The following is an 18,485-nucleotide window of genomic DNA, read 5'->3' as shown; positions in this document are numbered from 1 at the left end:
CCCCCGCCGCCGGCCATATCGACGGAGCACCCCATGAACGCCGCTTCACGACGCCCCAGCACCTCGTCCGCGCGGGGCGGCCTCTCTGCCAGGTTCCGCGACCTGGGCGTGCGCACCAAGGTCCTCGCGGCCGTCGGTGTCTCGACAGCCGTCGCCGTGCTCGTCGGCGTGCTGGGTCTGGCGGCGCTGAGCAGCTCGGCCGCGACGACCGAGATGCTCTACGAGGAGAACATCCTCGGCGTCCACTTCTCCGCGGACATGGAGACCGCGATGAGCGACATGCGCCTCAAGGTGCGCGACGTGATGCTCGCGGTCGACGAAGAGTCCAAGCGCGCCAAGCTCGTCGAGCTCGACGAGGCAGAGGCGCGCTTCGACGAGGCGCGCGCGGCGTACGGCGCAACACCGCTCGACGCGAACCGCGAGCTGGTGCTCGACACGCTCGACACCGTGCTCCGCAAGTACCTCAACGACCAGCGGACGGTCATGGCGCCGATCGCACTCTCGGGCAACACCGCCCTGTGGGTCCAGACGAACGAGGACGTCGTCGGCCCGCTCAGCTCGATGATGACGGCCCAGGTCGACGCCCTCATCACGGCGGAGACGGAGCGGTCGGTCGAGGCCGTCGCGAGCGCGCGGTCTGCCTACGAGCAGCAGCGCGTCGTGTCGGTCCTCGTGCTCGTGCTCGGTGCGCTCCTCGCTCTCGGGCTCGGCTGGCTGGTCGCCCGTCAGGTCGCCAGCAGCGCCCGCCGGGTGCAGGACGTCGTCGAGAAGGTCGCTGCGGGCGACCTCACGGGGACGACGGGGATGACCTCCCGCGACGAGCTGGGCCGGATGGGTGCGGCGCTCGACGGCGCGCTGGTGAACCTGCGGTCGGTGATGAGCACCGTCGTGCGGTCCTCCGACTCGGTCGCTGCGGCCTCGGAGCAGCTCTCCGCCAGCTCCCACCAGATCTCGGCCGGTGCTGAGGAGACCTCCGCCCAGGCCGGGGTCGTCTCGGCAGCGGCGCTCCAGGTGTCCGGGAACGTGCAGACCGTCGCGGCCGGCGCCGAGGAGATGGGTGCGTCGATCCGCGAGATCTCGCAGTCGGCCAACGACGCCGCCCGGGTGGCCGCCGAGGCCGTCACCGCGGCCCAGAGCGCGACTGGGTCTGTGGCCAAGCTCGGCACGTCCAGCCAGGAGATCGGCGACGTCGTGCGCGTCATCACGACCATCGCCGAGCAGACCAACCTGCTCGCCCTCAACGCGACCATCGAGGCCGCGCGCGCCGGTGAGGCGGGCAAGGGCTTCGCCGTCGTCGCCTCGGAGGTCAAGGACCTCGCGCAGGAGACGGCCCGGGCCACCGAGTCGATCGGACGCCTGGTCGAGACCATCCAGACCGACACCGCCGGTGCGGTCTCGTCGATCGAGCACATCTCGGGGGTCATCAGCTCGATCAACGACTACCAGCTGACCATCGCCTCAGCCGTCGAGGAGCAGACCGCGACGACCACGGAGATGAGCCGCAACGTGGCCGACGCCGCGACGGGGGCTGGCGAGATCGCCTCGAACATCACCGGGGTCTCGGACGCCGCCGACTCGACCACCCAGGCGCTCGCCCAGACGACCGCCGCGGTCAACGAGCTCGCCCGGATGGCCGCCGAGATGCGCGCCTCGGTCTCGACCTTCACGTACTGACGCAGGACGCAGCCGGGGGGCGTGGCCTCCCGGCTGCGAGCCGTGTGACGGTGGTCCAGGGCAGACTCGGGGACGGATCTCGCCGCTCAGGCGTTGTCCCTGGTAGACCTGCCCGCCGACCGAAGGACCCCGCATGAGCACGCCGACAGTCATCCGCCCCTCCGAGCCCTCGTCGGGGCCCGTCGGACCAGGCGGCGGACCCGGTGGTCACGGACCCGGCGACGGCGGTTCCGTCCGCAGGCCCGACGGCAGCAGCTCCGGCGACGGCGGTTCCGGCCGTCGACCTGGCAGCAGCAGCCCCGCCGGCGGTGGCTCCACCAGCCCGGCCGTCACCGGGGCCGAGCTCGCGGTGATCGCCCGGCGCGAGCTCGTGTCCACGCCCGTCGGCGACCTGGACACAGCGGTCGAGGTCCTCGAGCGCCTCAACAAGCTCCAGGTGCTCGGGACCTTCTTGCAGCGCGGCATGGAGGCGATGACCTCGCTCCGGTCGAGCCAGTTCATGATCCTCAAGGCGATCGAGTGCGAGGTCGACCACCCGCGGCACATCGGGCGCAAGGTCGGCATGGAGACCGGGGCTGTCGAGCTCACCCTCGTGTCCCTGCGCGAGAAGGGCCTCGTGACGACCCGCTCCGACCGCGGACACGTGGTCGCGGCGGCGCTCACCGACACCGGACGCGCGATCCTCACGCAGGCCGAGGCCATGCAGATCCGGGCGACCGACGCGCTCCTGCAGCGCGCCGAGCCCTCCGAGGTGGCCGAGGTCCTCGACCTGCTCGACCGCGCCGTCGAGAGCGTCCACGCGATCATCGGTCTGCGCGACGACGACGAAGACCTCGCGGCGCGGACCGGTGCCACGGGATCACCTCTGCCGGGGCACGGGCCGACCGTCTGCTGACGCGGCCCGGTGAGATCTCGTCTCGTCCGTCACACCGGGAATCCTTACCACCCTGTCGGGGTTGACGCGGGAGAGGGCGAGAACGCCCTGCACACGACTGAGGGAGATGGGCACAGATGTCCGGACAGAGGTTCGACGGCAAGGTAGCGATCGTGACGGGTGGAGGCAGCGGCATCGGTGCCTCGGTCTCCCGCAGGCTGGCTGCCGAGGGTGCCTCCGTGGTCGTCACGGACATCCGTCTGGACGCCGCGCAGGGGATCGTCGACGAGATCGTCGCGGCAGGCGGGACGGCCTCGGCCTTCGCGCAGAACACCGCCAAGCACGAAGACTCCGACGCGGCCGTGCGCTTCGCCGTCGAGACCTACGGCGCGCTCCACCTCGCGGTCAACAACGCCGGCATCGGGGCAGCCCCGCAGAACATCGGCGAGTACGACATCGAGGCCTGGGACCGCGTCCGCGCGGTCGACCTCGACGGCGTGTTCTACGGCCTGCGCTACCAGATCCCGGCGATGGTGACCGCGGGCGGCGGGGCGATCGTCAACATGGGCTCCGTGCTCGGCTCCGTCGGCATCGCGCAGAACGCCGCGTACGTGACGAGCAAGCACGCACTCATCGGACTGACCAAGGTCGCCGCCCTCGAGTACACCGCGCAGGGTGTGCGCACCAACGCCGTCGGCCCCGGCTTCATCGACACCCCGCTGGTCCGCTCCTCGCTCTCCCCCGAGGCCCTGACCGACCTCGAGGAGAAGCACGCGTCGAAGCGCCTCGGGACCGACGACGAGGTCGCCTCGCTCGTCCTGTTCCTGCTGAGCGACGAGGCGTCGTTCATCTCGGGCAGCTACCACCTGGTCGACGGCGGCTACTCGGCAGCCTGACCCGTTGCCGGGCGACCGGCACGCACGCACCACCTGACAGGCCGCCGGCCGACGTCCCACGACGCCGACCGGCGGCCTTCGTCGTACCCTGACGCCGCATCTGTTGCGCATCCACTCCGAGCCGTAGTATTTTTACTACATGCCGAAGCAGAAGAACGACGAGCCGCCGCAGTTCTACACGCGTCTGCCCGTCCTGCGCACCGAGCGCGGCATGAGCCGCAGAGAGCTCGCCGAGGCCGTCGGTGTGCACTACCAGACCATCGGCTACCTCGAGCGGGGCGAGTACAGCCCCAGCCTCGTGCTCGCACTCAAGATCGCCGAAGCCCTCGGCGTCCCGCTCGGGGCAGCATTCTCGCTGACACCGTTCCCGAGCATGGCTGACCAGATCTACAACGAGGGTCGCTGACCCGCTGGCCCGACCCTCGGCACCGACAGACTCCCGCAGACCCGACCGACCCTGGAGACGACATGACACGCTCGACCGCCCGCCAGGAACGCCGCGCCGCCACCCTGGACGACCCCAGCTTCGAAGACCTCCGCACCCCTCGGGCGCGCCGCCTGCTCGCCGCGGCGCTCGTCGCCGTGCTCCTCCTCGAGGGGGCGATGCTGCTCACCGTCGAGATCGTCCCGATGATCGTGTGGATCCCTGTCATGGTGATCCTGGTCTTCGCCCTCGTCATGGCCCTCGGGGCGCTCAAGGCCTCGACCCGAGGGATCGAAGAGCTCTCGCCCGAGGTGCTCGACGAACGTCAGAACGAGATCCGGGGCCTCGTCTTCGCCCGGTCCTACCAGGTGCTCTCCGCGACGTCCCTCGTCGCGCTCCTCGTCCTGCTGACAGCGGCCGCCGGGTGGTGGGACGCCCCGCCCGAAGCCCTCGCCGCTGTCGTGGTCATCGCCTTCCAGCTGGTCATCACCATCCCGACCCTCGTCACGGCGCTGCACCCGAAGGCCGGCTGAGCACAGCGTCGCGCCTGCGCGAGGGCCGCGGTCCGACCGTCTCAGACGGCCGGTCCGCGGCCCTTGGCCGTCATCGCCTCGCGCATGGTCCGGTTCGACTGCCGCCCCCGCGAGCGCAGCGCGCTGCGGTCCTGCGAGGCCTTGCGGGCGCTCTGGTGCGCGATCTCCCGCAGCAGGTGGCGGTAGGACGTGAGCCGTGCCTGCGGGAGCGCACCCTGCTCGACGGCCTCGAGGACCGCGCAGCCCGGCTCGGTCCTGTGCTCGCAGTCGGCGAATCGGCAGGCCGCCGCGAGCTCGACGACGTCCGCGAAGGCCTGCTCCAGCCCCTCCTCGTCGGCGACCAGACCGACCCCGCGGATGCCGGGGGTGTCGACGAGGCACCCGAGCCCGGGCACCTGGACGAGCTCGCGGTGGGTGGTCGTGTGCTTGCCACGACCGTCACCGCGGACGTCGCCCGTCGCGAGCACCTCGTGGCCGGCGAGCGCGTTGACGAGCGTCGACTTCCCGGCCCCTGACGGACCGAGCAGCACGAAGGTGCGCCCCGCAGGCAGGTGGGCACGCAGAGCGTCGAGGCCAGCACCCGTCGCTGCGCTCACGGCGAGCACCTCGGCGCCGGGGACGACCGACGCCACGTCCGCGACCTCTCCGCCGAGGGCGAGGTCCGCCTTGGTGAGCACGACCAGCGGGACGGCGCCCGAGGCCCAGGCGAGGGTGGTCATCCGCTCGACCCTGCGGACGCTGGGCCGGGGGTCCATCGGCTCGACGACGACCACGACGTCGACGTTGGTCGCGAGCAGCTGCTCGTCCGAGGTCGGGCCGGAGTCCTTGCGGCGCAGCTCCGTGCGACGGTCGAGGGCACTCGCCCAGGACCGGCCGTCGGTGAGCACCCAGTCGCCGACGGCGAGCCCGACCGACGGGACGGTCAGCATGCCGTCCTGGGTCGCGACCCTCACGAGGTCGCGCTCGACGCGGACCACGCGCCCGGGCAACACCCCAGGGCCGGCGGCGGGGTGGGCAGCAGCCTCGGAGGCGCGCCAGGCGTCCCAGCCGAGGCTCTCGAGCGTGTCGTCTGTCATGCGCCCCATCGTGACGCGCGGCACAGGCGCGGGGCCAGGTGTTTTCCGCGGGGGACAGCCGTCGGCGTGCCTGCGTCGTCTCGCAGAGCGGCCGGGTGAGCGACCCACCTGAGGTACCTCAGACGCGCCCCCGCACCCCAGCGCCCCGAGACCAGGACCGCTCGACCGATCCGCTAGCACCCCCCTCAGCACGAGTGTGGAGGGCACACAGGGAACGGTGACCGAGCCGCAGACCCGCTGGACGAGGGAGGACCGCCATGAGCTGGCAGACGACAGACCTGACGATCGAGGCGGAGCTCGCCTACCGCCGCGAGAGGCTGACGGCGGAGTTCTCCAGGGCGCGCACCCGTCGTGACGAGCGGCGTGCGCGGCAGGAGGCCGACGGCAGACGGAGATACGGCTGGTCGCTGCGCGCAGCCCTCAGGCCCGCTATCCACAGGCCGAGGGCGACAGGGTGGTCGGCCGTCGGTGAGCGGTGACATGATCGGCGGCGTGCCGCCCTCAGACCCCGTGCCCTTCGTCGCCCGCCAGGACCAGCTCGACAGGTTCGCGGCAGCCGTCGAGCGTGCGCGCGAGGGCGAACCGGGGATCCTGCTCGTGGGCGGGGACGCCGGCGTCGGCAAGACGAGGATGCTCAGCCAGGCAGCGCGGGCTGCCGAGAGCGCCGGGGCTCGCGTCGTGGTCGCGCACTGCGTCGACCTCGGCGAGGTCGGCATCCCGTACCTGCCCTTCGCCGAGGCCGTCGACCAGCTCGCCAGGTCGTCGGACGCCGTGAGGGCTGTGGTCTTCGACCGCCCGGCACTGGCCCGCGCGCTCGGCGGCACACCGCCGACGACCTCGACCGGTGACGCGGGCGAGCGCGGTCAGGTGCTCGAGGGGTTCGCGGCCGCCCTGGCTGCCGGCAGCTCGGCCGAGGCGCCGCTCGTGGTCGTCGTGGAGGACCTCCACTGGGCCGACCCGTCCAGCCGTGACCTCGTGAGGTTCCTCGTCGCACGCCTGCGGTCGGAGCACCTGCTCCTCGTGATGTCCTACCGCACCGACGACATGCACAGGCGCCACCCGGTCCGCTCGCTCCTCGCCGAGCTGCACAGGCACGCCCGGGTCGAGCAGGCCGACCTGCGTCCCTTCTCCCCCGACGAGCTCCGGGACTTCACGACAGCCGTGCTCGGGCGCCCGATGAGCGACGCCGACCTCGCCGAGGTCTTGCGGCGCTCCGAGGGCAACGCCTACTACGCCGAAGAGCTCGTCGAGGCGGGGTCGCTCGGCGGTTCGATGCCCTGGTCGCTGGCCGACGTGCTGCACGCGCGCATCGAACAGCTGGCACCCGCCACCCAGCGCCTCGTGCAGGTCGCGTCGGTGTCTGGGCGCACCGTCTCGCACGAGCTCGTGAGCCAGGTCGTCGCCGCCACGGAGGGACAGCAGACGGCCGACCTCACGGCGAGCCTGCGGGAGGCCGTCGCGCACCACGTGCTCGAGGTCGAGGGCGACACCCTCGCCTTCCGGCACGCGCTCCTCGCCGAGGCTGTCTACGGCGACCTCCTGCCCGGTGAGCGCGTCTCGCTGCACAGGGCGTACCTGACGGCATTCCTCGCCCGGCCCGACCTCGGGCCGGCTGCGCAGGCCGCGCACCACGCGCTGGTCGCCCACGAGCTCCCCCAGGCGCTCGCCCTCTCGCACCAGGCCGCCCGCGCCGCCGGACGCGTCTACGCGCACGCCGAGGAGCAGCGTCACCTCGAGCAGGTCCTCGCCCTCTGGGACGCCGTCGACGATCCTGGAGCGCTCGTCGGGCTGGACGTTGTCGACGTCCTGCTCGAGACGGCGTCGGCGGCCAGCCTCGCCGGCGCCCCCGCACGCGCTCTCCAGCTAGCGACCGACGGCGTCGAGCGAGCAGCCGACGACGCCGTCCGGCAGGCTGGCCTGCGGCACCGTCTCGCGCGGTACCTGCTCGCCGTCGACGACGTCCCGGCCGCGCTCGACCAGACCGGCCAGGCCCTCGACGTGCTCGGCGAAGGTCCCGCCACGCACGACCTCGCTTGGACCCTGGCCGCCCACGCCCGCTCGGCCCTCAACGACGACCTCGACGACCTCGCGCGGGAGTCCGCGGGCCGCGCCGTCACCCTCGCCCGCGAGCTCGGCACCCCGGACGTCGAGGCCGACGCCCTGACCACCCTCGCCGTCCTGGAGGTCGCCGACGTCGAGAGGTCCGAAGAGCTGCTCCTCGCCGCGCGCGAGAGAGCCGTCGCCGCCGACGACCTCGTCTCCGAGCTGCGCTGCTGGTTCAACCTCGCCTCGAACCGCTTCTACGCCGGGCACCTCGACCAGGCGCAGGCGATCGTGACCGACGGGACGGCCCGCGCCGCAGCCACCGGGGCCACCTGGAGCGTCTACGGCGCCGAGCTCCGCTACTTCGGCGAGCTCGTGCGCTACCTGCGAGGTGATCTCACACCCCCGAGCGCGACAGGCGCACCCATCCCTGCCGGGGCCTCTCCCACCCACGTCGCGGTCCGTCTCTACGCCGCGCTGGCCCGGGGCGACGCCGGGGTCGTCGACCTCGGGCTCAGCCTGCGCCCGGAGTGGGACAGGGACCAGCAGGTCGCACTGGTCGCCGGCGGGTGCACTGTCGACGCGCTCACGCAGGACGGCCGGCCCGAGGAGGCTGTCGCCCTCGCGACCGAGCTCGTCGCCTACCTCAGCCGGACGTGGAGCACGCACTTCCTCGGCAGCATCTGGCTCGCGGCCCTCGCCCTCGCCGCTCTCTCCGACCAGGCGGCAGCAGCTCGGACCGCGGGCCGGAGCACCGCAGCACTGGTCGAGCGGGGAGACCAGCTGCGCGACGCAGCCGTCACCGCAGCCGAGCGGGGCCGTCCCCGCGGCGGCAGGCTCGGCCCCGAGGGTCGCGCCTGGTTGGCGCGTGTGCACGCCGAGCACTCCAGGCTCACCGGCGAGAACGACCCGGCTCTGTGGGAGGCCGCCGCTCGTGCCTTCGACTTCGGCTACAGGTACGAGTCGGCCCGCACCCGCTGGCGGTGGGCCGAGGCACTCCTGGACCACGACGACCGGGAGAGGGCGCGGGCCGTCGCCGCCGAGGCCCTCGACGAGGCGTCAGCCACAGGCGCGCTCCCGCTCGTCGAGGCGCTCCACAGCCTCAGCCGGCGGGCCCGGCTGGGCCTGCACGGCGAGCGCGCCGGGACCGGCTCCGTGCTCACCGAGCGGGAGACCGCCGTGCTGCTCCTCGTCGCCGAGGGCCTGTCCAACCGCCAGATCGGCGAGCGGCTGTTCATCTCGACCAAGACCGTGAGCGTGCACGTGTCGAACGTCCTGGCCAAGCTCGGCGTGTCAGGCCGGGCCGAGGCCGTGTCGGTCGCGCACAGGCGCGGGCTGCTCGGCGGGGACGCCGGGGGCGGCTGACCCTCGGTGCAGGCAGGCAGGCTGGCTGGCCAGGCCGACAGGCAGGGAGGCCGGCTGACACCCTCGGCGCAGACCGGCAGGGAGGGAGGCAGGCGGCGACGTCGCTCTCCTCAGGCGTGCACGCCGGCCTCGTGCTCGGCGTGGCTCGGGGGTTCGAGCTGGAAGGTCGAGTGCTCGATGTTCACCTCGAAGTGCCCGGCGACGCACTCCTGGAGCGCGTCGAGGATCCGCGGCACGTGACCGTCGTGGAAGCACTCGTCGTCGACCACCACGTGCGCGGTGAGGACCGGCAGACCCGTCGCGATCTGCGAGGCATGCAGGTCGTGGACACCCCGCACCAGCTCGACACCGAGCAGGTGGTCGCGCACGGCGTCGAGGTCGAGACCTCGCGGCGTCGACTCGAGCAGCACGTCGAGCGCCTCGCGCAGCAGCCTGACCGTCCGCGGGATGATGAGCGCCCCGACGAACAGCGCGGCGACAGCATCGGCACCGCCCCAGCCCGTGGTCGCGATGACGACAGCCGCGACGATCACGGCGACAGAACCGAGGGCGTCGTTGACGACCTCGAGGAAGGCCGCCCGGAGGTTGAGGTTGTCCGAGCGTGCCGAGAGCAGCACCGCGATCGACGCGATGTTCGCCACGAGACCGATCACGCCGAAGACGAGCAGCTCGGTCGAGGGGATCTCGGGCGGGTCGAGCAGCCGCTGGACGGCCTCGACGATCACGTAGACGCCGACGGCCAGCAGCACGGCGGCCTGGCCGAGCGCCGCGAGCACCTCGGCGCGCCGGAAGCCCCAGGTGCGCCGGGCCGTCGGCGCGCGCATCGTCAGGACGCTCGCCACGAGGGCGAGCAGCAGCCCGCCGGCGTCGGTGAGCATGTGGGCGGCGTCGACGAGCAGAGCGAGGCTGCCGGTCCAGATCGCACCGACCACCTCGACGAGCAGGACCGTCGTGGTGATCCCGAAGGCCACCGCGAGGCGACGCCTGTGGCCGCGCGCCTCCTCGACCGTGGTCGGGGCGTGGTCGTGAGAGTGCGAGTGTCCGCTCACGGGATCCTCCTGGCGTCCGGGGTGGTGGTCTCCGGGGCGCTCACGGGCTCCGCAGCGCTCCTGGGCTCCGGCGCGCTCCTGGTGCCTGGCGTGGCGCTGGTACCGGACGCGGTCCTGGTACCGGGCGTGGCCCTGGGACCTGGCGTGGTCGTGACGGTCTGGGGCGTCTCTGCAGCGTGATGGTGCAGCCGCGGGAAGCCCTCGGCGACGTGCTCGGCCTGGTAGATCGCGTCGGTCACGAGCTCGCGGACGTGCTCGTTCGTCAACCTGTAGAACACCCGCGTCCCGTCCTGGCGCGTCGAGACCAGGCGGGCCATCCGCAGCTTCGCGAGGTGCTGGGACACCGCCGACGGCGACTTCCCGACAGCCTGGGCGATGTCGTTGACCGGCAGCTCGCCGCCCCGCAGCGCGAGGACGATGCGCAGCCGGGTCGCGTCGGCGAACATCGCGAAGACCTCGACAGCGAGCTCGACCAGGTGGTCTTCGGTCTGGACCCGGTGGTCGTCGGGCTCGGCGTGGTGGACGCCGGTCTGGCCGCCGGGGTCGTCGGCCTCGGTGCGCCGGTGCCCGGCCTGCACTCCGCGCTCTCCCGGCTCGCCCTCGGCCTCCAGCACCTGGGCGTTCGACACGGGAGCGCCCCCCAGGCCGTGTCCGCTCGTCTGCTTATCTGCGTGCATACGCAGATACTTGCACAGCGCGTCGCCGCCGTCCAGACCGGGCTAGGCAGCAGTCCGCGCGGCCCCCTCGTCGCGCCGCGCAGGCATCCTGTCCATCGACCGCCACGGTGACGGGAAGAACGGGGCGAGCGTGACGAGCACGTAGACCGCGCCGAAGATCGCGAAGCACGCCACCAGCCCGACCTGCTCGACCAGAACCCCCGCCGCGAGCGCGCCGACGGGCATCACGGCCCACGCACCCGCGCTGACAGCCCCCGACACCCTGGCGCGCATGGCCGGCGGGACCTCTTCGAGCAGGACCGTGCCGATGATCGGGTTGAGCGCCCCGGCGGCCAGGCCCGCGAGCGCCGTGACGACCAGGCACCACACGAGCGACGGCTGGAGGGCGAAGACGAGCATCGACGGCCCACCGGCCAGGAGGAACCCCCATGCGAAGGTGGCCCGGCGCGGGAGCCTGCGCCCGACAGCCGAGAACAGCAACGCCCCGACGAAGGCCCCGAGGCCCATCGCACCGACGAGCAGACCGAGGGCCTGCGCCCCGCCGAGGACGCTCTCGGCGTAGACGGGCAGGAGGACGTTGGACCGGGCGACGTCGAGCGCGTTGGTCACCATGACCATGAGCACGACAGCGCGCAGCAGCGGCACCCGCCAGACGACGGCCAGCCCCGCACGCAGGGCCGACCAGTAGCCCTCGTCGGCAGCAGTCTCGGCCTCGGCCCCGGACGTCGGTGCTCCCGCTGCGGCACGCAGCGACCGCGGCACCCCGACGACGACCACGAGCGCGGACAGCCCGAAGGTCGCGGCGTTGACGACGAGCGCCGGGAGGGCGCCGAGCGTCGCGACGAGGAGACCGGCGAGGGGCCCGCCGAGCAGGGTCGCGCTGCGGCTGCCGGCGCCCCACCAGCCCATCGCCCGCTCGAGCGGTACCCCGGCGAGCGCCGCCGCCTCGGGGACCAGCGCTGTCCGCGCGCCCTGCCCCGGGGTGTCGAGCAGCCCTGTCGCGAAGACCAGGACGAGGAGCCCCCAGAGCGGCAGACCGACGGTCGCATGGAGGAGCGGGACCAGCCCGATCGTCAGCCCGCCGACCACGTCCGAGACGATCGAGCTGCGCCTGTAGCCGACCCTGTCGACGAGGACCCCGCCGAAGGCCCCGCCGAGCACGACGGGAACCGTGGTGACGAAAGCCAGGACGCCCGCCATCGACGGGCTGCCCGTCTCCGCGAGGACGTAGAGCGGGAGGGCGACGAGCGTGACGACGTTGCCGCCCGTCGCGAGCACCTGGGCACCGAGCAGCGCGACCAGCGGACCACGCCGCCGGGGTGAGTTCACGGCGCCGCCCGGTAGCTGTGCACGACCACCGCCATCGGGGCCGTCTCGTCGTCCGGGCCCCGCTCTGCTGCGTCGACCCTGTCGCGCCAGCGGGCGAGCACCCCCTCGAGGTCGGCGCGGAGCTCGCGAGCCTCGTCGAGGGTCAGCAGGAGCCTGTCGTCGCCGTACGCCCCGGCAGCGACCCACTCGGGCGGCGTCGCGTCGCGCCTGTCGAGGGCCTCCTCCGCGGAGGCGAGCTGGCTGCGCAAGATCGCGCGCTCGAGCTCACCCGTCGCGTCACGACCGTCGGCGCTGCCCTGGAAGTCCGCAGGCTCCCAGCTCGTGGTGCTCGCCGTGGCAGCCCACCAGCGCTCGCGCCGGTCCCGCGCGAGCTCGGGGACCTCCTCGACAAAACCGTGCTCGACGAGGGTCCGCACGTGGAAGCTCACCGAGCCGGCGGCGGCGCCCGTGGCGCTCGCCAGGGCCCCGACAGTCGACGGGCCGTCCTGCCGGAGCCGTCCGAGGATCCGCATGCGCAACGGGTTCGCGAGCGCCCGGAGGGCACCCACGTCCTGGATCCGGAGCGGGGCCTCGGGGCGGTCCTCAGGGGCAGGTCGCGTCGTCATGACGGCGACGCTATACCTACAAGAAGTCTTGTACAAGAGATCTTGTGCATTGGACCGTCAGCACTCGGCCGCCCGCACCCGACCGCTAGCGCTCGGGCTCGGGCTCGGGCTCGGCCGCAAACCCCCTGTATGCCTCGACCACGCGCCCCAGGTACAGCGCGACGACCCTGCGCTCAGCAGCCGACAGGCCGCCTGCCGCGGCGTCGAGCGCTCCGACCAGAGGGCTCAGCTCGTCCCGCACCCGCTCCTGCGCGCTCTCGGTCGGGACCAGCCTGAAGCGACGCCTGTCGGCCTCGTCCCGGACGCGCTCGACGTGACCGGCTCGCACGAGCCTGTCGACGATCTCGGTCGCCGACGAACGCGTGACGGCGAGCCGCTCCCCCAGCTCGCCAGGACTCAGGTGCGGCCTCGACAGCGAGATGTGCTCGATGGCCGAGGCGTCGGTCGCACTCATCTCCATGCGGCGCGCCAGGGCTGAGCCTGCCTCGCCGATCGCGTCCTGGAGGTCGCGGAGCAGGGCGGCCGAGAGCTCAGGGGGCTCTGCCGGAGGTCGGGTCACCGGCTCACCCTAACGCCCCTCCAGATGGTACGGTAGCCGTACTATCTGTTGAGGAGACCCGCCATGACGACATCACCTGAACCGTCCGCTCCAGGGTGGGTCCGCCGCCACCGGCGGGTCCTCACCATCATCGGGATCAGCGTCGTGGCTCTCCTCGCGATCGCCGTCTCGGCCTTCCTCTGGTGGGCGAACGACACCTACCCGGCCGAGCCGGCAGGCCTCGCGGCCGTGCAGGAGGACCCGCGCGTCGACCTCGACGACCGGGGCGACGTCGTGATCCTGCACCCCACCGGCGAGGACGACGGTCGCGGGCTGGTGTTCCTCTCGGGCGCCAAGGTCGACCCGCAGGCCTACGCGGTGACCTTCCAGGAGGTCGCCGCCGAGGGCACCACCGTCGTGATCGTCAAGCCCTTCCTCAACCTGGCGATCCTCGAGCGGCGCCCGCTCGAGGCCTTCACCGACCTCGTCCCCGAGGTCGGCTCGTGGGCAGTCGGCGGTCACAGCATGGGCGGGGTCAAGGCCTGCAGCTACGCCGAGTCCGGAGAGGCCGACGCCCTCGTGCTGCTCGCCTCCTACTGCTCGGGCGACGCGCTCGCCAGCAGCACCGACCTCGACGTCATCTCCGTCTCGGGCACCCAGGACGGCCTCGCGACACCCGCGAAGATCGACGACTCGCTCGCCGACCTGCCCGCCAGCACCACGGTCGTGCGGATCGACGGTGCGTCGCACGCACAGTTCGGCGACTACGGGGTCCAGCCCGGCGACGGCACGCCGACGATCTCGGACGACGAGGCTCGCGAGAGCATCAGCGAGGCGCTCGTGCCGTTCCTCGACCCGAGCTGAGGCCGAGGGCCCTCGCTGCTCAGGCCGCTCAGGCCGCTCAGGCCGCTCAGGCCGCTCAGGCCGCTCAGGCCGCTCAGGCCAGGATCCTCGCGCGACCTCATCTAGGGTTGAGGTCTACCTGGGAGGGCAGATGACCGACGGACCCGGCCGCGCGGGCGACGAGCGCGGTGGTGCTGAGCGCAGCAGCGAGGATCCCAGCACTATCGAGCCCCGCGCTGATGAGCCCCGCGCTGGCGAGCGCAGCACCGACGACGCCCGCGGCGACGAGCGCGCGCCCGAGCAGCTGCTCTCGATCGGCGAGGTGAGCCGCCGGACCGGGGTCGCCGTCTCCGCCCTGCACTACTACGAGCGGCTGGGCCTCATCGCCTCGACGCGGACGTCAGGCAACCAGCGCCGCTACAGGCGGCACATGCTCCGGCGCATCACCCTCATCACCGTCGGCAAGCGCCTCGGCGTGCCGCTCTCGGACGTCCAGGCCTCGCTGAGGACCGTCCCGCTCGACTCCACGCCGAGCCACGCCGACTGGCAGCGGGCCTCGCGGGAGTGGAAGAAGGGCCTCGAAGAGCGCCGCCGGGCGATCGAGCAGCTCGAGCACGAGCTCACCGGCTGCATCGGCTGCGGCTGCCTGTCGATGAAGGCCTGCTGGCTGCTGAACCCCGAAGACGCCCTCGGCGACGAGGGCGCCGGGGCGCGACGGCTCGACCTGCCCCCGGGGCCGATCACCGTCGAGGCGTAGGGCCGGGCCGTGGCGCAGGCTGGGTCCATCTCCCCCAAAGGCTGAGCACCGTCCAGGCACAGGGCCGAATCGACCTCCCCCGGGGCCGATCACCGTCGAGGCGTAGGGCCCGGTCGATCCCCTGTGACAGCTGGCCGGGCGGCATGAGCCCTGGCACCCCGGGCAAGGTCAGCCCAGCAGAGCAACCTCAGAGACCGTCGCTGATCTGGCGCTTGCGGAGCTCGACCACGAACTCTTCGTCAGGGTCTGCGAGCTCGGTCCCGGGGACGGGCTCCGCGGCGTCGCGCTTGCCGCTCGGCCCCATGCCGACGGCCACGATGCCGGGACGCTCGAAGACGCGTGCGAGCTCGAGACCCTCGGTGAGCAGGCACTCCAGGTCGGGGTTGCCCTCCTCGTCCTCGGGGGCGTTGCCCGTGACCGAGACGAAGAAGGGCGCGCGGTAGACCGCGAGCGCGGCGTGCGAGTCGGCGATGGGGCCGGCGTAGAACCAGCGGTCTTCGTCGGCGACGTCGTCGAAGGAGATGGAGAAGGTGCAGCCGTCGATCTCCCACGCGAAGAACTCGAGGCCTTCGTCGCGGGCGTGCTCCTGGAGCATCCCGCCGTCGCGGTCCTGGGCCCAGGTGCGGAGGGCGTCCTTGAGCTCGTCGACCGTGCCGGCGGCGTCGTCGACCACGAAGAACTGCGTGTCGTAGTGGGAGTCGCTCATGGTGAGACCTCTCGTCCGTCGGTGGGGCAGGGCCTCCCAGCCTGCCCGAGGACCACCCGTCGGGCCACCCGGGGACGTGCACACCACGTGATCAGAACGTAACGATAACCGTTCTCATTCTCTGCTACGCTCTCCCCGAACCCCTCCCGCATCACCGAAAGGAGTGGGCACCTCAGGCCCCGAGCCCTGTGCCCGTCGACCCCATGCGCCCCACCCTCACTGCCTCCCGCACGCCCCGACGCCTCCCCCGGGCCGTCGCGCTCGGCGCTGCGCTGCCCCTCGTCCTGCTGGCCGGCTGCTCGTCCTCCGACGACTCCGCCGACGCCTCGACGGGCAGCGGCTCCGAGCCGACCGAGACCACGACGAGCGCCCCCGCCGTCGAGGCCGCCGGCCTCACCCCCCGCCTCGTCCTCACCTACGACGGCGGCATCCAGGTCCTCGACTCGACCTCGCTCGAGACCATCGACGACTTCGAGCTCGAGGGCTTCAACCGGATCAACCCGGCGGGCGACGGACGCCACGTCCTCGTCTCGACAGCCGGCAAGTTCCAGGTCCTCGACGCCGGCACCTGGGCCGAGCCTCACGGCGACCACGCGCACTACTACACGAGCGCCCCCGCACTGACCGACGTCTCCTTCGCAGCCGAGAAGCCGGGCCACGCAGTCGTCCACGAGGGCCGCACGGCACTCTTCGACGACGGCACCGGCGCCGTGACGGTCTTCGACTCCGCCTCCGTGGCCGACGAGGCCCGCGAGCTGCGCGAGCTCACCACCCCGAGCGCGCACCACGGCGTGGCGGTCGAGCTCAGCGACGGGACGCTCGTCGTCTCCGAGGGCACCGAAGACGCCCGCACAGGCATCCGCGTCCTCGACGCCGAGGGCACCGAGATCGCCGCGAACGACCAGTGCCCTGGCGTGCACGGCGAGGCCGTGGCGTCCGACGAGGCCGTGGTCATCGGCTGCGAGGACGGCGCGCTCGTCACCAAGGACGGCGTCATCAGCAAGGTCACCAGCCCCGACGCCTACGGCCGCATCGGCAACCAGGCCGGCAGCGAGGAGTCGCCCTTCGTGCTCGGCGACTACAAGTCCGACCCCGAGGCCGACCTCGAGCGCCCCACCCGCGTCTCGATCATCGACACCCGCGACGCCTCGATGAAGCTGGTCGACCTGCCCGCGTCCTACACCTTCCGCTCCCTCGGCCGCGGTGACGCCGGCGAGGCCCTGGTGCTCGGCACCGACGGTGCGCTGCACGTCATCGACCCCGAGTCCGGCACCGTGACGCGCTCGATCCCCGTGATCGACGCGTGGGAAGAGTCCGAGACCTGGCAGGACCCGCGCCCGACCCTCTACGTCCAGGACGGCAGCGCGTACATCACCGACCCGGCCACCTCGATGATCCACGCCGTCGACATCGAGACCGGCGAGATCTGGAACAGCGTCGAGCTGACCGTCGTCCCCAACGAGCTCACCGGCGCCTCGGGCGACGTGGAGCACGGTGCCGAGGCCGAGCACGAGCACACCGACGGCGAGCACGCCGAGGGTGAGCACGCGGAGGGTGAGCACGCGGACGAGGCCACCGACGAGCACGACCACGAGCACTCGGACGAGCACTCAGACGAGCACAGCGACGAGCCGACCGAGACCGCGACGAGCTGAGCTGAGCTGAGCTGAGCTGAGGTGAGCTGAGGTGAGGTGAGCTGAGCCACTCTCGGCCGGCCGCGAGCCCCGCACGGGTGACCGGCCACAGCTCCCCGCACCTCCTGCAGACCGGGTCCGCCCGCCGGTGATCACCACCGGCGGGCGCCCCCACGTCTGGCGGTCGGCGCACAGCGAGGCCCAGCCCTCCGGCGACGACGCCTCACCGGAGGCACCCGCTCACCGTCACCGGCCGACCCGCCGCACTCCCCCACGACCTGAGACGAGACCACCATGCGACGCACCCCCGCCGCCCTGGCCGCGACCACGATCGCCGCCCTCACCCTCCTCACCGCCTGCTCCTCCGACGGGTCCGCCGACGACGCCGGCACCGAGGGCACCGTCGAGGTGCTCGCCTCGTTCTACCCGCTCCAGTTCGTCGTCGAGCAGGTCGGCGGGGAGCACGTGAGCGTCTCCAACCTCACCCCTGCTGCGGCCGAGCCGCACGACCTCGAGCTCTCCCCCGCCCAGGTCCGCGGGATCGGGCAGGCCGACCTCGTCGTCTACCTCTCCGGGCTCCAGAGCGCGACCGACGAGGCCGTCGCGGCGCAGTCCCCCGAGCACGTGGTCGACTCCGCCGAGGCAGCAGAGGCCGACGCCGCCGACCCGCACTTCTGGCTCGAGCCCACCCGCCTCTCCCTCGTGGGCGAGGCTGTCGCCGCGGAGCTCAGCGCGATCGACCCCGACAACGCCGCGGACTACACCGCCGGCGCCGAGGCCCTCACGGCGTCCCTCGACGAGCTCGACCAGGAGTTCGCGGACGGCCTCGCCCAGTGCCAGGGCGCGACACTCGTCACGTCGCACGAGGCCTTCGGGTACCTCGCCGACAGGTACGGGCTGGTCCAGGAGGGCATCACCGGCATCAACCCGGACACCGAGCCCTCCCCCAAGCGTCTGCGCGAGGTCCGGACGATCGTCGAGCGCGACGACGTCTCGACCCTCTTCTTCGAACGGGCCGTCGGGCCGAAGGTGACCCAGACACTCGCCGACGACCTCGGTGTCGGGACCGCGCTGCTCGACCCGATCGAGAGCCGGGCAGACGAGTCGTCCGACTACCTCGACATCATGCGCGCCAACCTCGACTCCCTCACGACAGGCCTCACCTGCGGCTGAGAACCGCTGCGGCGAGCCGTGGGAGCGGTGCGGCCCACCGCGGCGAACGGTGGGAGCCGTGCGGCCCACCGCGGCGGTCGGTGGGAGCTGTGTGGCCCACCACCCCGAGCCCACGTCAGCTCCCTCCCGTCCCCCAGCGCCGAGGTCGCACCACCCGCATCCAGGTCGCCTCATCAAGAACGAGGTCGCACGGACACGCCGGATCTGCTCCTCTCGGGGCTGATCTGGCGTGTCTGTGCGACCTCGTGGCACGTGGTGCGACCTCGTCGGGGCCGGGGCGCGAAGTGCC

The 18,485-nt window shown here is 72.6% G+C and carries 18 protein-coding genes; 11 read left to right on the top strand and 7 right to left on the bottom strand.

The window, feature by feature from the left end:
• Positions 1 to 33: 33 nt before the first annotated feature.
• The 5 genes from ASG53_RS00230 to ASG53_RS00210 all read left to right on the top strand — a co-directional run bounded on the left by ASG53_RS00230 (position 34) and on the right by ASG53_RS00210 (position 4,401).
• Positions 34 to 1,674, top strand: coding sequence for a methyl-accepting chemotaxis protein (locus ASG53_RS00230; protein WP_056126980.1), 1,641 nt, complete (start codon positions 34 to 36; stop codon positions 1,672 to 1,674).
• A gap of 133 nt (positions 1,675 to 1,807) precedes the next feature.
• Positions 1,808 to 2,569 (top strand): MarR family winged helix-turn-helix transcriptional regulator, encoded by a 762-nt coding sequence (locus ASG53_RS00225; RefSeq protein WP_056126978.1) that lies wholly within the window; start codon positions 1,808 to 1,810, stop codon positions 2,567 to 2,569.
• 116 nt (positions 2,570 to 2,685) lie between these two features.
• Positions 2,686 to 3,444 carry an SDR family NAD(P)-dependent oxidoreductase gene (locus tag ASG53_RS00220; protein ID WP_056126977.1) on the top strand — a complete coding sequence of 253 codons (759 nt, stop codon included), beginning with the start codon at positions 2,686 to 2,688 and terminating at the stop codon, positions 3,442 to 3,444.
• A gap of 139 nt (positions 3,445 to 3,583) precedes the next feature.
• Positions 3,584 to 3,850 carry a helix-turn-helix transcriptional regulator gene (locus tag ASG53_RS00215; RefSeq protein ID WP_056126976.1) on the top strand — a complete coding sequence of 89 codons (267 nt, stop codon included), beginning with the start codon at positions 3,584 to 3,586 and terminating at the stop codon, positions 3,848 to 3,850.
• Between the two features lie 62 nt (positions 3,851 to 3,912).
• Positions 3,913 to 4,401, top strand: a complete 489-nt coding sequence (locus ASG53_RS00210) for a hypothetical protein (RefSeq protein ID WP_056126974.1) — start codon at positions 3,913 to 3,915, stop codon at positions 4,399 to 4,401.
• A gap of 41 nt (positions 4,402 to 4,442) precedes the next feature.
• On the opposite strand, the gene rsgA is transcribed toward ASG53_RS00210, so the two are convergent.
• A complete protein-coding gene (gene rsgA / locus ASG53_RS00205) occupies positions 4,443 to 5,477 on the bottom strand; it encodes a ribosome small subunit-dependent GTPase A (protein WP_056126973.1) in 1,035 nt (344 codons plus the stop codon).
• A 257-nt stretch (positions 5,478 to 5,734) separates the two neighbouring features.
• Here rsgA and ASG53_RS00200 point away from each other — a divergent pair, with 257 nt between their 5' ends.
• Positions 5,735 to 5,956 (top strand): hypothetical protein, encoded by a 222-nt coding sequence (locus ASG53_RS00200; RefSeq protein WP_056126971.1) that lies wholly within the window; start codon positions 5,735 to 5,737, stop codon positions 5,954 to 5,956.
• Positions 5,946 to 8,885: a helix-turn-helix transcriptional regulator gene (locus tag ASG53_RS20540; protein ID WP_327286043.1), complete on the top strand. Its 2,940-nt coding sequence runs from the start codon at positions 5,946 to 5,948 to the stop codon at positions 8,883 to 8,885. The genes ASG53_RS00200 and ASG53_RS20540 overlap by 11 nt, the downstream gene beginning before the upstream one ends.
• Before the next feature lie 110 nt (positions 8,886 to 8,995).
• Here the strand turns inward: ASG53_RS20540 and ASG53_RS00190 are convergent, their stop codons facing one another.
• From ASG53_RS00190 to ASG53_RS00170, 5 genes are all read right to left on the bottom strand, one after another.
• Positions 8,996 to 9,934, bottom strand: a complete 939-nt coding sequence (locus ASG53_RS00190) for a cation diffusion facilitator family transporter (RefSeq protein WP_056126969.1) — start codon at positions 9,932 to 9,934, stop codon at positions 8,996 to 8,998.
• The gene (locus tag ASG53_RS20655; RefSeq protein WP_442983362.1) at positions 9,931 to 10,611 is read right to left on the bottom strand and encodes an ArsR/SmtB family transcription factor; all 681 of its coding nucleotides are present in this window, start codon (positions 10,609 to 10,611) and stop codon (positions 9,931 to 9,933) included. Before ASG53_RS20655 ends, ASG53_RS00190 begins: the two co-directional genes overlap by 4 nt.
• 42 nt (positions 10,612 to 10,653) lie before the next feature.
• Positions 10,654 to 11,940 (bottom strand): MFS transporter, encoded by a 1,287-nt coding sequence (locus ASG53_RS00180; RefSeq protein WP_056126967.1) that lies wholly within the window; start codon positions 11,938 to 11,940, stop codon positions 10,654 to 10,656.
• Positions 11,937 to 12,545, bottom strand: coding sequence for a winged helix-turn-helix domain-containing protein (locus tag ASG53_RS00175; RefSeq protein ID WP_056126965.1), 609 nt, complete (start codon positions 12,543 to 12,545; stop codon positions 11,937 to 11,939). The genes ASG53_RS00180 and ASG53_RS00175 overlap by 4 nt, the downstream gene beginning before the upstream one ends.
• Positions 12,546 to 12,630: 85 nt before the next feature.
• Positions 12,631 to 13,104, bottom strand: coding sequence for a MarR family winged helix-turn-helix transcriptional regulator (locus ASG53_RS00170; RefSeq protein WP_056126963.1), 474 nt, complete (start codon positions 13,102 to 13,104; stop codon positions 12,631 to 12,633).
• 63 nt (positions 13,105 to 13,167) lie between these two features.
• Between ASG53_RS00170 and ASG53_RS00165 the strand changes: the two genes are divergently transcribed.
• Positions 13,168 to 13,947, top strand: coding sequence for an alpha/beta hydrolase (locus ASG53_RS00165; RefSeq protein WP_056126961.1), 780 nt, complete (start codon positions 13,168 to 13,170; stop codon positions 13,945 to 13,947).
• A 283-nt stretch (positions 13,948 to 14,230) separates the two neighbouring features.
• On the top strand, positions 14,231 to 14,683 hold the full coding sequence (gene soxR, locus ASG53_RS00160; RefSeq protein WP_056130360.1) for a redox-sensitive transcriptional activator SoxR: 453 nt from the start codon (positions 14,231 to 14,233) through the stop codon (positions 14,681 to 14,683).
• A gap of 187 nt (positions 14,684 to 14,870) precedes the next feature.
• On the opposite strand, the gene ASG53_RS00155 is transcribed toward soxR, so the two are convergent.
• Complete coding sequence (locus ASG53_RS00155) at positions 14,871 to 15,389, bottom strand: hypothetical protein (protein ID WP_056126959.1); 519 nt, start codon at positions 15,387 to 15,389, stop codon at positions 14,871 to 14,873.
• Between the two features lie 203 nt (positions 15,390 to 15,592).
• Between ASG53_RS00155 and aztD the strand changes: the two genes are divergently transcribed.
• Positions 15,593 to 17,044: a zinc metallochaperone AztD gene (gene aztD / locus ASG53_RS00150; protein WP_056130357.1), complete on the top strand. Its 1,452-nt coding sequence runs from the start codon at positions 15,593 to 15,595 to the stop codon at positions 17,042 to 17,044.
• A 273-nt stretch (positions 17,045 to 17,317) separates the two neighbouring features.
• Complete coding sequence (locus ASG53_RS00145; RefSeq protein ID WP_056126957.1) at positions 17,318 to 18,196, top strand: metal ABC transporter substrate-binding protein; 879 nt, start codon at positions 17,318 to 17,320, stop codon at positions 18,194 to 18,196.
• Positions 18,197 to 18,485: the final 289 nt, after the last annotated feature.

The sequence above is a fragment of the Sanguibacter sp. Leaf3 genome, assembly GCF_001425965.1.
Lineage (GTDB): Bacteria > Actinomycetota > Actinomycetes > Actinomycetales > Cellulomonadaceae > Sanguibacter > Sanguibacter inulinus.
Note: the sequence above shows the minus strand (reverse complement) of the source record. Positions and strands in the feature narration are given on the sequence as shown.